The following is a 17,900-nucleotide window of genomic DNA, read 5'->3' as shown; positions in this document are numbered from 1 at the left end:
ATTTCATTTATAATTAATCTAAAACAGTTCTAAATTTTTTATTATCTTTACTACACTGTGTCTGTATTGCATAGCGACCACAACATGCTACTCTTATCAATCCTCCATATGAAACCCATTGTCCAATCATATAGAAATTGTCAAGCCCCGGTATGTTAATCCCTACTTGTTTTGACCACACGTCAACTTCACTCGTTGCTATCCATCCCATTATAGAACCTTTGTAATTTTTTGTGTAACGCTCAATCGTAACTGGCGTACTAACATCAATAACTTCTATTTTTTCTCTAATATTTGGATATACGGTTTCAAGCTGTTTGATAACTATATTTGCTATTTTATCTTTTTCATCTTTATACGCCTGTCTATCTTTAGAAAGCTCTTTCCACTCGTCGTAATTTGCAACAAAGAAACTAGTTAATACTGACTTACCTTTAGGTGAATAGGATGGTTCTGTATGGCAATAGTGTCTTATTAATATTGACTTTTGTTCTTTACTTATAGTTCCTAATATATCTATTGGTTCATCTCTTAGGTAAATCTTCGAATGTGGTTCATCATTAAAATCCATATCTACTCCTAAGAATACCTTTACCATTGATGGATGAACTCGTGCATTTTCATACATTCCTTTAATGTTTTCATCTAGATACTTACCACCCAGTAAATCATATATGGTTGTTCTTCCATCACATGATGATATTATTATATCTGCATATAGCTCACTACCATCTTCTAATACGATACCTTTTGCCTTGTCATCTTCTATGATTATGTTTTTCACATATTTTTTATAGTAAATCTCACCACCAAATTCTTTGTACCTAGTCTCTAAAGACTTTGATAAACCATATGCTCCCCCTTCTGGATAACCCGCATTCTTGTTATACATATTTGACAATGTAAAAAGAGGTGGAAAAACTGAGTATTCTATGTCAGGATTATAAAAAATATATGAGATGATTTCACGAAGTCTAGGATCATTAAAACTATTGGCATAATCTTTAATCATTAGAGCATTATACTTTGTGAGTATGCCCATATAAGGGAAAAACTTTATAAATATACTCAGTTTATCTAATGGTCCATATAAATTCTCTGGCTTTTTATAGCTAAATGATGGTGACTTTGAAAATCGCTTTACTGATTTACATAAATGCTTTATTTTTTTCTTGTCTTCATCGTCGTCTGTAAACTTAAATAACTCTGATTTCAATTTAGCTGGGTCAGCATAAAAGGTACATATATCTCCTTTGCTTGTTTCTATTTGAAAAAGGTCATCGTAAAAAGCTACGTTTTTTCCTTTAAGCGCTCCAAGCTCTCTCCAAATTGAATGTTCCTGCATTTTAGGATCTATACCAACTATCCAATCCATCCCTCCATCAAAGTTATATCCTTTGCGCTTCCATGCAGTTGAGAGTCCACCTGGTATACTATGCATTTCAAAAATCTTTGTATCATATCCGTTCATTTGTGCATATATTCCTGCTGCTAATCCAGAAACTCCTCCGCCTATAATAATTATAGATTTACTTTTTTGTTTAATCATATAAACACTCCATTTTATTTAGTAAGATTTTGTTGATTTTATAAAAGTAGGGCTACCTTGAGGTAGCCCCCTCATATCTATCCTATAATGTCCTCTAAAATCTTCACATTTTCTTTTGCTTTAGATTCATCAAGCATATCAGCATGTTTTCCGATTCCTTGATAGTAATTATATTTTGTTGTAGATGAACCTTTCCAACTTTCTATTTTGAAGTCTCTGTGCTTACTTTCAGGATTTTCTTCTACAATAAAGTGAACTATTGCTTTTATATCTTCTAGATTTTTCTTACTATAGCAAAAATCTATATATTCTTTAGCCTGCTTCATTGTATGCTTATGAACTATATCCGAGCCAGTATGTTTCTTAAAATGCTCTGATAATTCTATTTCAAATTTTTTCATATCTGCATCTGATATTTCAAAGCTTCCATTAATCCTATAGGAGTCCATGATTATAACATCTAGTACCTCGTAACCTCTTCTCTCTAATTCTCTTCCAACTTCAAATGCAAGATTTCCACCTAATGAATATCCAAAAAGTGTATACCTGCCGCTGTTGTCTATCTCATAAATCATATCTGCGTATTGCTCAATCTTCTTATCATCTTCTATATAGTTGAAGGATACAAATCTTACATGAGGCATGTTGTATGCTATATTTTTATACACTATACTATATCCTCCTGCAGGTGGAAAACCAAATATGGTCTTAGTTCCTTTTTCATTGTATATTCCATATATTTGATCTCCATCTATTTCTTTTGCTGTGATACTATCAATTACTGATGCCATTGAATATAGTGATGGACTACTAAAGAGTTTATTTACACTTATGTTAATATCAAACTCCTGTCTAATCAAAATCATAAGCTCTACTAGATTAAGTGAATTTCCACCAAGATCAAAGAAATCATCATTTAAATCTATCCTTCTTATACCCAGAAGTTTACTCCACAGCTTGGCTAATTTCTTTTCATTTTCCGTCTGAGGCTTATTTTGTATTTCTTTTTCTAATGTTGGTACAGGCAATTTTTTTATATCTACTTTGCCATTGTTTGTAAGTGGAAACTCCTCAATTCTCAACATATAAGATGGAATCATATATGTTGGCAATTTTTTCTTGAGATATTTATTAGTTTTATTGATGTCAAGACTTGCAGGTGCCTTACAATATGCGCAAAGTAATTTTTCACCATTTGGCGCTTCTTTAGGAACAACAAATGCCTTTTCTACTTCAATAATACTTTCAAGTTGCTTTTCTATCTCGGATAGCTCTATTCTATGTCCTCTTATTTTTACTTGATTATCTATTCTTTGTAGCATCTTTATGTTTCCATCATTATTCCAAAGTGCTAAGTCTCCAGTTTTATATAATCTAATCTGCTTAGTTTTATCAAAGGAGTGATTAATAAATCTTTCCTTAGTTAATTCAGGTGCATTTACATAGCCTAGTGTTACACCATCTCCACCTATATATATTTCTCCTGGAATACCAACAGGAACAGGGTTCATCTCATTATCAAGGATATATATTTCTGTGTTTGCAAATGGCTTTCCTATAGGCACCGCACCATCAATTGTAAGTGTCCCTTGTGGTTCGTAATAGGTACTATCAATTGTTGCTTCAGTTAAACCGTAGGAACTTATTACCCTTGTATCTAGCGAGCATTGAAGCTTTAATTCTCTGTATTCATCCATATTCCAAACATCCGATCCAACTATGAGGATTTTCATAAAATCTAGCTTCTTGCCATCTTTTTTAATATAGTTCATCATATTTCTAATTATGGCAGGTACGAATTCTCCTATATTTACTCCTTCTTCTATCATGATGTCATATAAAAGTGGTATGTTAAGAAGTACTTCTTTTCTACATAATACTAACTTGCCTCCTGAGCATAATGCTCTTACGAAATCACCACTAAATACATCAAATGAAAAGCTTGCCATTTGAAGATGTGAGTATTCATCTTTTTTAAGTTCATATGTTTCTTCCCATGATTTATATATTGAAACAACATTCTTATGGCAAACCATAACTCCTTTTGGCTTTCCTAAGGAACCAGAAGTATATACAATATATGCCATATCATCTATGCTATTTATACTCTCAACTGTTGAATCATCTAATCTATAAGCCTCATTTTTCATTTCAGCAAATGATACTGTTTTTATGCTAAAATCACCCTCTTTGAAATCATTATTTGAATCATATATCATAAGTAATGATTTAGAGTTTTCTATAGCATAGTTTATTCTATCTTCTGGCCAATTAGCTTCAATTGGAACATAAGCCCCTCCTGATTTCATTATACCTATCAAAACTATAGCCATATCTACTGATTTTTTCATGCATACTATTACTGGTGTATTCGCTGTTACTCCTTTATCTCTTAAGTATCTTGCTATTTGATTGGATTTCTTATTTAATTCTTCGTATGTTATTGAATCTTTTGATTTATCTTCATATGGTACTGTAATAGCAACTTTTTGTGGATTTTCAAGAGATATTTTCTCTATCAATTGATGAACTGTTTCTTCCTTTTGATTTTCGTCTATATTTCCATTCCACTCTGTGAGTATCATTTTTCTTTCGTCATCTGTTAAAACACTATATTTTGATATATTTAAATCAGGGCTTTCTACTATTTTACTCATCAATTCTTTAAAATGCTTACTCATTCTAACTATAGTACTCTCGTAGAACAAGTCTGTATTGTATTTAAATGTTGCATGGAGTATTCCATTTTCTTCGTACATAGATAGAGTAATATCAAATTGCCCTTCTTCTTCTGGTATTGATAGTACTTGCATAGGGAATCCTTGGAAGTTTCCTACGTTTCCACTTTCAAACCCTGTTCTTTCAATATTGTGCATTAGATACACAAACATAACTTGGAATATCGCTGATCTACTTGGATCCCTTTTTAGTCCCAGTTTTTCAAGTAAAAGTGCAAATGGATAATCTTGATTTTCAAGTGCCATTAATACGTTTTCTTTTACTTCTCCTAAGAATTCCTTAAATGTAGGGTCTTCATCAAAGTTTGCCCAAAGAGGTAATGGATTAACAAAGTATCCATATACGTTTGAGAATTCAGGTTGGGTTCTTCCTGATACTGGACTTCCTATTATTACATCTTTTTGACCAGAATACTTATAAAGTAATGTATAGAAACTACTAAGCAATGTCATAAACAAAGTAGCACCGTTTTGTTTAGACACAGACACTAACTTCTCTGTAAGTTCTGCATCAATAGTAAATGAATATGATGTTCCATTATTTGTTTGAACAACTGGTCTAACTTTATCTGTAGGAATATTCAAAATAGGAATATCCTTTGGTAAGTTATTTTTCCAGAAGTTAAACATTTTTGTACCTTTTAAGCTGTTCATTTTCTCATTTTCCCAGAAAATATAGTCCTTGTAGCTTGTATCAATTTCCTTTAATGCTACTTCTTTATTTAATGCAAATTTAGCATAAAAGCCTTGTATTTCGTTTATAAACATATAATTTGACCAAGCATCTGAAACTATATGATGAATATTAACTGATAGATAGTAATCTTTTTCTGATTGTTTGTATAATGTAAATCTATAAAGTGGTCCTCTTTCAAGGTTAAATGGTTCTTTAGTGTTTTCTACAATCATATTTAAAATAGCTTCTTTGTCTTTACCTTGTGCATCTATGTGAGTTAAATATTCATTTCTATATTCATATATCTTCTGGCAAGGCTCTCCGTCTTCAATAAAGAAATTTGTCCTTAATTGTTCATGTCTCTTTACGATTTCTTCAACTGATTTATTAATGGCTTCTATGTTAAGCTCCACTGGTATATACAGTACTCCTGCAATATTGTAAGCTGAGCTTTCTGGATTAAGCTGATATAAGAACCATAGCGCCTTTTGCCCATATGATAAAGAGTATTTATCAATTACTTGAATATTATCATCTTGTTCATCTTTGCTATTTGCGTTTTGGGTATCAACATCAGACAGCCTCTCAGAAATATCCTTATATAATTCATTTGAAAGTTCTGCTATTGTTGTATTGCTTAAAAGCGTCACTATTTTAAACATATACCCAAAGTTTGATGAAATTTTATTTCTAAGCTCTGTTGCCATTATAGAATCTACACCTAGTACACTCAATGAAGCATCTGAAGCTACTTGAGACACATCGCATTTTAATATCCCTGCGATGGTTTCAGATAAACCATTTAGCACCAATACTTTCCTTTCACTTGGCTCTGAATTAATAAATACATTTTCAAAGTTTTCATCGTCACCACTGTCTTTCATGCTATCTTTTTCTATCAAATGTTCACACATAGAAATTGGTTTTGGATACCATAGTAAAGCCTTATCCCACTCAACATCACAAACCATCATTTGAGTTACATCTTGGCCCATCAGTCTTTCGAAGACCTTCATTCCTACTTCTGGTGCTATTACATCCATTCCTCTATTATTCTTGTAGAACTCACCAAGATTTAATTTTTTTATCATTCCAACTGCCCATGGTCCCCAGTTGATAGCTAATGCTGGCTGACCATTCATTTGCCTATAACTTGAAAGTGCGTTCAAAAATGCGTTTGCTGCACCATAATTTGTCTGGCCTGTAGCTGTTAAAATACACGCAACAGATGAGAATACGATGAAGTTTTCAACAGTTTCTTCTGAAAAATATTTATTGAGTAAATATCCACCATATACTTTTGTATCATATACTTTGCTAAAACTATCTATATCCATCTCTGAAATTACTGTATCTTTAACTATACCTGCCGAATGAACTATAGTTCTAACTGGCGGGTATCCCAAATCTTTTAATTCCTGTGCAAACTGACTTACTTGATTTTCGCTACTCATGTCTACACTCTTACATATAACTTGTACACCCATACTTTCTAACTCTTTAATAAAATTAATCTTTGCTAATACTGAGCTGTCAGAAACTTTTTTCCAATCTCTTCTTTCTGGTATCTCACTTCTACCTACCAGTACAAGCTTCGTTGCACCATGTAATGCCATTTTCTTTGATACAAGTTTTCCCAATGCTCCAAATGCACCCGTAATAATATGAATACCATCCTTATTAAAACTTAATGGGATAGGTTTCTTTACACTATCTGTCAGCATTAGTTTTGGAATATATCTACTATCATTTCTAACTACTATTTCTTTATCGTCTGTTTTATCCATAGTCACAATTTCAAAAACATTCTTTGCATCGTTTTTAGCTAATTCTTCTTCTAAATCTAAATCAATCAAGTAATCAAAGTTTTCAGTAAGTTCCTGTTGATATAGCACTCTTCCTAATCCCCAAGCTGGAGCTGCTAAAGGATGCATGTTACTCTCAAAGCCAATTCTTTGACTACCTCTTGTAATAATAGTAAGTTTACCTTTTATACCATATTCCACTATTAAGTTTGCTATTTGTATAATTGAGTAACTGGATTCTATTTTTGCTTTTTCTATATCATCAATTGTACAATTACCAAGATCAGGTAGGTTTGTATTTTCTAAATGGAGGATTTTTTTGCATTTATAGTTCTTCTGTTTGAAATATAAATCAAAAATATTGTTAAGTGCTTTTTTATCATTTCTAGGGATTTCTATATAATTTAAATCTTCGTCTATTTTTAATGTATCTGCGTATCTTATATTTAAATATCCATACCCTTTATCACTTAATATATTTGATATCTCATCTGCTAATCCGCCTCCGTCACCAAATACTACCCATAGTTCATTTTTATTCACAGATATCTCTTGCTCATTCTTTCCAAATTCTTTTTCTTCCCATTTTAAATCATAAAGCATTGTATCTACTCTATTTAAAGATACATTACTAGATACCTGATCTAGAGCTTTTGCACTAAAGTTCTTAATCTCACCTATTGCTTCACCTTTATTATTATAAATATATATTGAGCCAACTAAGTTCTTCGCAGTATTTTCTTTTATATCAGCAACTACCCAAATTTCTCCTTTGTATCCATTAGTTAGTCTTATTTTTTCTATTGAAACTGGCAATCTAATCTCACCTGTCTCACTTTCATCCCTCAAAAACTCTGTAGTAACAAAAGTCTGGAAGCATGCGTCTGTAATTGTTGGATGGAAATAACTTTCTTCTTCATTATAAAGCTCATCGTTTATGCATATCTTTGATATTATTTTTTCTTCAGATAACCATATTTTTTCAATGCCTTGGAAATAATATCCATATTCATATCCCATGCTATTTAGCTTATTATAACATTCCTCTTTGTCAAAGCTTTGAGTCATATTCTTTGTCAGGCTTGATATATCTATATCAGATGTAATTGACGTATTCTGTATAGTTTTAAGAATACCAGAGCAATGTATGTCTTTATTATCATTTTCTTCATCATATGAGATAATCTTAAAAGATGAATCCTTATCACTTACAAAGAATTGAACTTTCTTATCTTTATTTTCACTTAAAAATAATGCTTTTTTAAACTCTAGCTTTTCTATTGAGTAATTTCCTCCCCCTACTAAGTTATCTAATGCTGCAAAACCCATTTCAATATATCCTGCAGCTGGAAAAACGACATTACCCTGAATTAAATGATCTTTTAAATATTTAGCACTACTAGAATTTATAGAATTCTCCCAAGCATATGAACCAATTCTCATACTATAACCTAGTAAATGATGGTCGACATAACCAAGTCTTTTTCTCTCTACATTAAAAGGCTCTACCCAGTATTTGTCCTTCTTCCAAGTATAGTTTGGAAGATGTACAAAGTTACCTTGTTTATATAACTTGTCCCAATCAATAACAAACCCTGATATAAATAACTGTGAAAGCGCTAATGTGATATTTTCTAAGTCATCTTCTTTTCTCTTAAGGCTAGTTATAAGCTTAACATCCTTTTCTTCTCGTTCTCCACACTCGCTCATTGATGCTTTAAGTACTGGATGTGGGCCAACTTCTAAGAAAACAGAGTATCCATCTTGGAGCATCTTTGTAAATGCTTTAGCAAAGTATACTGAACCTCTAACATTTTTCCACCAATAGCCTGCATCTAACTCTGTACCATCTACCTCTTTGCCTAGTGCTGTTGAATATAGTCTTATCTTTGCTTTCATTGGTTTTATATCTTTTAAATCTTCAAACAATTCATCTTTTATCATATCCATACATGGACTATGATATGGTATTTTAACTTTTAAAAATTTAGCGAATACACCCTCAACTTCTAATTTTTTAGCAATAGCTTCTAAAGCTTCTTCTTTTCCTGCTAGAGTAACTGCACTTGGACTATTTATTGCCGCAATGGACACACTGTCACCATAAGGTTTAATTAAATTTAATGCATCCTCTTCATTTAATCCTACTGCCAACATTTTACCTGTTCCGCTAGTCTTTTGTTGTAATCTACTTCTGTTCATTATTACTTTAACTGCATCTTCAAATGTATATACACCTGCTTCATAAAATGCTGCTGCTTCACCAGTACTATGACCTATTAATGCATCTGGCTTTATTCCATAGTGGCGTAGTAGTTTGGATAAGGCTAATTGAAGTGCAAAATTTGCAGGCTGTGAAAGCCAGTTATTAGTCATATTTGAATCATTTTGTGATGCATTCATTTCTTCAACCAATGACCAATCAACCCATTTTCTCATTTCTTTATCACACTTGTCCATCATTTCTCTATATACAGGCTCTGTTTCATATAGTTTTCGTCCCATAGCCCACCATTGTGGCCCCATACCAGTAAATACCCATACTAGTTTTACTTTATCACCAGATAATTTTCTTCCTTTTACAATCATAGGATTCTCTTTTTCGTCAGCACACAATGATAATTTTTCTAGTAAATCTGCTTTTGAATTATAAACTAAACCCAATCTGTAATCTAGGTGTTGCCTTTTGTGACTTAATGTATAGCAAACATCCATTAATTCCTCGATACTCATCTTGGCTATATGCTCGTTGTATTTTAATGCCATCTCACTAAACACATCTTTATTTTTTGCAGAAAGAGGGAAAATCTTTGGTCTATTTATAGTTGTTTCCTCATTCTCTGTATTTACTTTATCTACTATAGGTGCCTCCTCTAATATGACGTGAGCATTTGTACCTCCGAATCCAAAAGAATTAACACTTGCTCTAGCTTTTCCCGAATGTTTTGGCCATTCTTCAAGTTTACTTGGTATTTCAAAAGACCACTTGTCCATCTCAATTTTAGGGTTTATTTCTTTTAGATGTAAATGAGGTGGTATTTTTTTATTTTTAAGACTAAGCGCAGTTTTAATTAAACCCGCTACGCCAGCTGCAGCTTCTGTATGTCCAAAATTTGTTTTAACCGACCCTATAAAGCATTTATCTTTTTTATCTCTCTCTATACTAAGCACTTGTCCTATGGAATTAGCTTCGATTGGATCTCCTACTGGTGTTCCAGTACCATGCGCTTCCACGTATTGAATTGTATTTGGCTTTATTCCTGCTTTTTGACAAACATCCACCATAAGATCAATCTGTGATTGAGGATTTGGCACTGTTATACCATTTGAATGTCCATCTTGGTTTGATCCATTTCCTATAATAACAGCATAAATATTATCCTTATCTTTTATTGCATCACTAAGTCTTTTTAATACTACTATTCCAACACCTTCAGAACGAACATAACCATTCGCGCTTTTATCAAAACCATGTGACCAACCATTTGGTGATAAAAATCCCCCTTTACATTCTGAGATTGTGTATTGTGGTGCAAACTGAAGTCCTGCACCTCCTGCTAATGCAAGGTTACTCTCTCCGTTTTTTAAACTCTCACATGCAAGGTGCGTAGCTACTAGTGAAGAACTACATGCTGTATCAATAGATAAACTTGGTCCTTTGAAGTCAAATACATATGAAATCCTATTTGATATCATCGTCATCATTACTCCAGTTGGTGTATGGGCTGCAATACCATCAAAACTACTTCCACCGTACTGAAGTAACTTATAGTCAAGTGTAAATGCACCCATGAAAACTCCTACTTGCTCGCCTGCTAACTCCTGCGCTTTTAAACCCGCATCTTCTAATGCCTCCCAAGCAACCTCCAACGCTTTTCTTTGTTGGGGATCCATATAATGGGCTTCTCTTGGTGAAATACCAAAAAAAGTTGGATCAAATTCATCTATACCTTCAATATAGCCACCTTTCATAGTATTGATTTTCCCAGGATTTTCTTTTGATGAATTATAAAAACTTCTCAAATCCCATCTTGATTTTGGAATCTCAGTTATACAATCTGTTCCACTTTCCAACACATTCCAATATGAAATTGGATCATTTATTCCACCTGGAAATCTACAACCCAATCCAATAATGGCTATTTTTTCGCTATTATTCTTGTTATTCATCTATATCTTCCTTTCTGTTAAGTTTTATAATTAAAATTTCGGGCAAATATGTTAATTTTTTCCTCCTTTCTTGAAACATAATCCTTATTATAGCATAATTTGGTAAATTTGTAAATTTATTTGGTGTTTTTTTGGTTTACTTTCCCAATAAATATCTCTTTTTAAAACAGTTTTTTATTTTAATAACAATAAAAAATCCATTTTTATATGGAAAAAACAGAATTATTAACGAATAAATCTACTAACTATACTCCCATTTGTCTCAACAGAAGTCTTTTGTTGATATATGTGAAATTGATACAAAAAAAGAAACCTTCTATCCGAAGGTTTCTTAGGTTGATGACAAAGTCATCAAGATAGCCGACTTTAGTAAAAGTTCAATTTCAAGGCGTGTTAAAATTGAGTAGCAGAGCTTACTTAGAGGTAAGTGAGCAACGGAAATTTTAACAACAACGTAGAAATTGGGCTTTTGTCTACAGTCTGAGAAACCTTCTAACCGAAGGTTTCTTAAGTTGATGACAAAGTCATCAAGATAGCCGACTTTAGTAAAAGTTCAATTTCAAGGCGTGTTAAAATTGAGTAGCAGAGCTTACTTAGAGGTAAGTGAGCAACGGAAATTTTAACAACAACGCTGAAATTGGGCTTTTGTCTACAGTCTGAGAAACCTTCTAACCGAAGGTTTCTTAAGTTGATGACAAAGTCATCAAGATAGCCGACTTTAGTAAAAGTTCAATTTCAAGGCGTGTTAAAATTGAGTAGCAGAGCTTACTTAGAGGTATGTGAGCAACGGAAATTTTAACAACAACGTAGAAATTGGGCTTTTGTCTACAGTCTGAGAAACCTTCTAACCGAAGGTTTCTTAGGTTCTTCTATATGATTGTTGTTAAACTTATGCTTACTTGTTTCGATTAATCATTCTAGCTAATTTAAATATTCTTTAATCCTTTTATCTAAGCAATAAGCTACTAAATACCATGAATACCACGTTATAAGAATCACTTTTCTATTAGTTATTGAATTTGCTAAAATCTACACTCATAGTCTCTTTACGATTTGTAAATATTGTTTTAATCTTTTCTAATGTATCATTTGTTTGGTTTCCAGCTATTGTTTCTAATGCTTTTAATGCTAACAGGATAGAATTGATATCTTCATTGTTTATTGGCGTTTTTATCAGTTTAAAGGTATCCATGATTTGATATCCTCCACCTATGCCTTTATGGGATACTCTCGGTATTCCAGCCATATTAATAGTGTTTATATTTCTTTGTATAGTTCTCTATGATACCTCAAATTGTTCTGCAAGCTTCTTCCCTGTTACAATCTTTCGATTTAACAGATAGGTAGTTATAGCAAGTAATCTATCAGTCCTCATGTCTAGTCTCCTCTTATTCTTACAACACGTTATTTTATCATTATATTATAATTCAGCTAAATTTCTTTTATAAACTAAAAATAGTTTCCCGATAAAACCTTATTTTTCTTTAACTTCTTATAAACATTAATCCTAATCTAATTCTACCAACTGTTCTTCTTTATTTTTATATATAAAGTCTTTAAGTTTTTGTATTAAAAATTGTTTTCCATGCCCAGGATATATTATCTTCGCATTTGTTTTAATTATTTTTTCCCAACTCTTATAATATTGGTCTAGATTGTTCAATAATAGAACACAATATTTTGTACCTAAGAACTGTAGCATATCTGACGCAACATCTCCAACAAAACAACTTCCATCTTCCAATAACAATGATATAGAATCATCTGTGTGTCCAGGTGTATATAATATTTCGCCTACCATATCTATTCCTATGTCTTGTAACTTGGTATCTTTGCTTATAATAATATCATTACTGGCAATCTTGTATTGAGGAAAAGGCTCTCTCCATATGTTGCTAACTTTTTTTATTAATTTAACCATTGTTGCAATCTTTTTATTTATATATTTTGCTCCATCCAAATCATTTTTTCCTTTTTCAACTCGAGATACAGCATTTACATGCATGATGATGCGACATGATGGATTACACGTTTTAATTTCGCTAACCAGTCCTGCATGATCATCATGGTGATGTGTTAATAAAATATAAGCTATGTCTTTAACTTCTATATCTAAATCTCTTAGTCTCTTATATAATAATTTTTTATGTTTTTCATACCCTGTGTCTATGAGTAAATATTTATCTTTAACAGGAATAAGATAACTTATTGTCTGTTTTAATTTGCATTTTATTATTTTCATTTTACCCCTCCTTTGGATAAATCGCTGATTGTTCTTTCTCTAGCTTAGCATAACCGTCTTTTAATCTTTTCTTTGCCATCTCTATGTAAGAGTAATTGATGGCTTCTACGGGACAGTTGTAATAACACTCACCACATAATATGCATTGTGATTTGTCTTTAATCATCTTGACTATACCCTCATGTTCTTCAAACATATTAATAGGACATCTCGCTATGCATCTTTTACATTTTATACATTTTTCATTATCTAATGTAACGTTCTTGTGTTTTTTATGGAAAAATGACTGACTAAAAGTATTAAACAATATCCTCTCAGGTAATTTAGCATATCTAAATGAACTACTAATATCTTTAATTTTCTTGTAATCTATTTTTGCTATTTTCATTATTTTTTCTACAGCTCTGCTTATTATTCCTTCTTCAAATTTATCTGGTTTATTTGTGTTAATTTTTTTTGACATAGCTTTTGTAAGAGTATGCTCTGAAGCAATTTTAACACCTATAATCGATTTCCTGCTCTTTCTTTTTATATGTCTACCCATTTCTTCTAACGCAATACTACTATGAACACCACCATAAGTTACAAATGGCACTGCTAAATAGCCATATTTTTCTCCAACTTCAGGTAGTTGGTCTATTGTGCTCAATATATTTTTTTCAACATGTCCTGCATATACTGGTCCTCCTATAAGCAAAACATCATGTTCATCAAGATCTTCTTTCAAAGAATCTTTAATGTTATTAGTATCTAAATATTCTTCGTTTTTGGTAATATTAATTAACTGAACTTTTGAGTGCCAGCTTTCAAATTCCCTCTTAAATAACTGAGCTACTTTTAAAGTATGACCTGATGGACTAAATACTATTATTGTTACTTTCATGGTTTCTCCCCCTTGATTTGATAATAATAATCTTTATCAATAATATGCTAAAAATTTTATAACTCTGGAATATATTTGTCTGCTATATCTAATAATCCCAATAACACTTGTATTTCGTCTTTACTTAAATCCTTTAAATAGCTTACTATTTTATCATTTAACTCTTGGTGAAATAATCTATGATTTTCATATGCTACTTTTCCTGACTCTGTTAATTTATAATATACTTCTTTTTTATTGTTTTTTATTTTATATTTCTCTATCAACTTTTTCTTTATTAGTTTTGTAGCAATTTGTGTTATTGCCCCATAAGTAATTCCTAATTTATTGGATAATTCTGAAGGCTTTATCTGCTCATTACATCCAATAGCGTCAATAAAGTGAATTTCAGATTGGTACATTAATTGATTTGTTCCAAATTTTCTTGGTTTTTTATCATTTCTACCTATTCTGTATTGTATCCTAGCCATTTGCTCAAGTATCTTATAGTAATTATTCATCTTATCATTCCTTATATATATAATTTATAAAAATATTTTAGTAACTAAAATATATCACATTATTTTTATTTCTGTCAATATTTTTTAGCAACTAAAATATTATCATTATATTTCTCTTACTATGATTTTAAGCCAGTTACGAGAAATAATACCGAGCGCCTATGTCGAATAAAATAAAACTTTAATTTTTTATTGGCTAAATAGCGTATAGGGTATTGTCTATGACAAAAAGAATCTACTCATCAATACTTGAAAGTATTGGTAATGCACCACTGGTAAAGTTAGACCGTTTAACATGTAATATTGAAGGTAATATATTCGCAATGAATTACACAAAAATACTTGCAAAGGAAGAGTGTATTTTTGCTGGTTTATCAATTGGGGCAAATGTTGCTGCTGCATTAAAATTACTTAAAGGTGACTACCGAGGTAAGAATATAGTAATTCTCTCTCCTGACTCGGGCACTAAATACTTAAGTACTGATTTGTGGGAGGATATCTAAGTGTTTATCTCAATTAATCAAATAATAACGAAAAGACTATCCACATATTAGTAGATAGTCTCTTTAAATTGATTGTATTCTGACTCTTTATTTAACATGCTATAAAATTTCTAGTCTCTTCTTCTTGGAGGTTAGTTCTGAATGTATTTTCAATAGCCTTTAATTCATCTATAAGTTTAACTTCTATCTTATCTATATCTTCGTTTTTATTGGGTGTAGTTGGCTTTATTAATCATACCGTTCATATATAGCTATATGTCATCTTAGTGTGTTTATTCATTTCGTTCAAATTATTTAGTAAAAACTCTATAGCTAACATTTCTATATTGTGAATTAAGAGCCTTAAGTCAAATCTTCTAAAACCTACCCAAGTTATTATCATTATATCCGCAAGTTAAGATATGTGCCTCTTTTAAAAAAATTGCATCATGAAGTAAAACAACCTAATGAATTCAAGAATTTTCCCATCTCTTTATTATCTCTAATTTCCTCCTCAAATGCTACTAAAGCATGTCCTATTCTAATCATTTCTATTTAAATAATCTTATTCTAGATACTTCTATTTCTTGATTCCTCACTATTCTCTTATAGATTAATCAAACAATTGTAAAGAAGGATCTCCGAATACAGTCCATGTATTAAATGTTTTTTTATCAGAATATGAACCATTTTGTAACATTTTACTAGCACCTGTATAACAGATAGCTCCAAATGTTTTTGCTGTTTTATTTACAATTAAATCATTTATGCCATCTTGCCCTGTCATTGGTGGTACCCAAGGCTGATTAATTGTTGACATATAAGTTGCAACAGCTCCTATTGGATTACCGCTAGCATCTTTTGAACGAAGCCATACTTCTGCAAAGCAAGTACGGTCATAGAATTTACCATTTACACATGCTACACTGATGATAAACGGTAACTTGTTCGCATTTGTTAATTTCTTAATATCATTATTATTAAATCCTGTTGTTCCAAATGAAGAAGAACTTCCATGTCCACAATAATTAACAATACCTCTTCCTGCATTTAAACTATTTGTAACTTGTTGTGATGTTGCTGTAGGATCATATATCTGATCAATATGTGTGTAGCCTACACCGAGTAGCTTATCTCGGATGATATCCATATGCTGGTTATCATATTCACCGTTATGGCCTGGTCCTTGATTAGATGCAATACCGGTTCCTGTTTTGTACCATGGCTTTTTGTTAAAACCGTTTTTTTCGAACTCTAATGTACGTCTTACTTGCGTATCTACATCATCAATACTCTCTGCTGAAAAACGTCCTACAAAGATATCTGGATAATTGTCATTACCTGAAACCTTAGTATATTCAGGATCGGATACCCCGCCATTCATGCTAGGTGAAGAAATATGTGCATAATCTCCTACCAATAGAACATAAACTAAATCTTTATGTTGATTATAATAATTCTGAATATAAGTCTTTATTTCTGACGCTTTGTTGCTTGGTGAAACTTGAGAGATATTTACCATCTCAGTGCTGATTCCTTTTTGATTCTTCCAATCTACAAAAGGTTGCATAGCATTACTATATGCGTCGTTAGTAATAACTAACATTTTCTGGCTAGCAGCTCTATGACTTTTCATAGGTGCTTCTTTGTAATTTAAAAACATATAATCATACGTGCCTTCAAATGCTGGAGTTATTTGAGTACTTGCTATAGAAGCTGTACTTGAATTAACGATCTCTACTGTAACAGAACGATATACTCTTAATGTTTGAGTTGATCCTTGGTAACGAAATGCATTAATAATAACATTAGCGCCACGTAAATCTCTCATGATAAAAGGTTTGCTTATAGATGCTATTCCATTTGGATACCATTCTGAGCTTTCATAAGTATCACTAAACGTATATGGAACTGTTGAAGGATCTATATCTCTTGTAATATTCCCTTTAGATGGTACGATAGGTGTTAAATCAAAATCTTCATACTCTGTATCAATAATTTTCAACTCTGCATCCCCATCCATTGGGATAATAATACTACCATTTAAACGAGGAAGCTCTGGGTGACCTTTTTCCTGTAATAACCTAGTATCCTCACAAATTATTTTGTTATATATTTCATCATCAATCGTTACGGATTCAGTTGTAAAGTTCTTAATATTAAACTTGATAACTGTACGCTCGCTATTTGATTCCTCTACTATTGCTTCGATGTCACTTTGCTCACTTGTGTTTGTCTCAGGAATTGCATAGGATACGGAACCATTAGCAACAAATAATAATTGAGCAACTGCGAATACTAAAACACACATGATAGCTAAATTCTTTCTTCTTAAACTATAAAACATTTTAATCCTCCTCTTTAAATATTATTTAAATTCAATACAGATTTGTTATTTTTTTCCTCCTTTCTTAATTTTTAATACTATTATAGCATATTTTAGTAAATGTGTAAAATGTTTTCTATTTACTTTTTCCCAATAAATTTCTATCATAGAACATTATGACTGTCTAGCCATCCTTTTATTACAATAATATTAAAAAAAACGCACAAAAAAATATATTATTTAAAAATCAAATTATTAACAATCGAAATCTCTGTTGTTTCAATAGGTATATTTATTTCAGCACCTTATATTTACATAGCTTAAAAGATGTTATACGATATGTTAGAAATAAACATCTAGCTTCATGTAGTTTCTTGGTAAAGATTAGTATTCTCAATACTACACTTGATTTTGATAATAAAAAAATCCTAGGAAATAGATTTCTCTTTTCTACTTCTTAGAATCTTTAACTCTTCTATACCTTGTCCTGTCTACCCACAAAAATATCATGCACAACCTTATATTCATA

The 17,900-nt window shown here is 31.6% G+C and carries 8 protein-coding genes; 1 reads left to right on the top strand and 7 read right to left on the bottom strand.

Annotation, left to right across the window (positions count from 1 at the left end):
• Positions 1–13: 13 nt before the first annotated feature.
• The 6 genes from P3X86_RS11815 to P3X86_RS11790 form a co-directional block, all read right to left on the bottom strand.
• On the bottom strand, positions 14–1,549 hold the full coding sequence (locus tag P3X86_RS11815; protein ID WP_483292897.1) for a phytoene desaturase family protein: 1,536 nt from the start codon (positions 1,547–1,549) through the stop codon (positions 14–16).
• Between the two features lie 77 nt (positions 1,550–1,626).
• Positions 1,627–10,938: an amino acid adenylation domain-containing protein gene (locus tag P3X86_RS11810; protein ID WP_483292896.1), complete on the bottom strand. Its 9,312-nt coding sequence runs from the start codon at positions 10,936–10,938 to the stop codon at positions 1,627–1,629.
• Between the two features lie 1,006 nt (positions 10,939–11,944).
• On the bottom strand, positions 11,945–12,130 hold the full coding sequence (locus P3X86_RS11805) for a hypothetical protein (RefSeq protein ID WP_483292895.1): 186 nt from the start codon (positions 12,128–12,130) through the stop codon (positions 11,945–11,947).
• 315 nt (positions 12,131–12,445) lie between these two features.
• Positions 12,446–13,180 carry an MBL fold metallo-hydrolase gene (locus P3X86_RS11800; RefSeq protein ID WP_483292894.1) on the bottom strand — a complete coding sequence of 245 codons (735 nt, stop codon included), beginning with the start codon at positions 13,178–13,180 and terminating at the stop codon, positions 12,446–12,448.
• 1 nt (position 13,181) lies between these two features.
• Positions 13,182–14,063 (bottom strand): EFR1 family ferrodoxin, encoded by an 882-nt coding sequence (locus P3X86_RS11795; protein ID WP_483292893.1) that lies wholly within the window; start codon positions 14,061–14,063, stop codon positions 13,182–13,184.
• Positions 14,064–14,119: 56 nt separating this feature from the next.
• Complete coding sequence (locus P3X86_RS11790) at positions 14,120–14,563, bottom strand: MarR family transcriptional regulator (protein ID WP_483292892.1); 444 nt, start codon at positions 14,561–14,563, stop codon at positions 14,120–14,122.
• A gap of 221 nt (positions 14,564–14,784) precedes the next feature.
• Between P3X86_RS11790 and P3X86_RS11785 the strand changes: the two genes are divergently transcribed.
• Positions 14,785–15,066: a hypothetical protein gene (locus P3X86_RS11785; RefSeq protein WP_483292891.1), complete on the top strand. Its 282-nt coding sequence runs from the start codon at positions 14,785–14,787 to the stop codon at positions 15,064–15,066.
• A 592-nt stretch (positions 15,067–15,658) separates the two neighbouring features.
• Here the strand turns inward: P3X86_RS11785 and P3X86_RS11780 are convergent.
• Positions 15,659–17,392 carry a C25 family cysteine peptidase gene (locus P3X86_RS11780; protein ID WP_483292890.1) on the bottom strand — a complete coding sequence of 578 codons (1,734 nt, stop codon included), beginning with the start codon at positions 17,390–17,392 and terminating at the stop codon, positions 15,659–15,661.
• Between the last annotated feature and the right edge of the window lie 508 nt (positions 17,393–17,900).

The organism is Abyssisolibacter sp. ZYX002, from assembly GCF_056892235.1.
The sequence above is the reverse complement of the archived record's forward strand: the minus strand, read 5'-3'. Positions and strand labels throughout refer to the sequence as shown.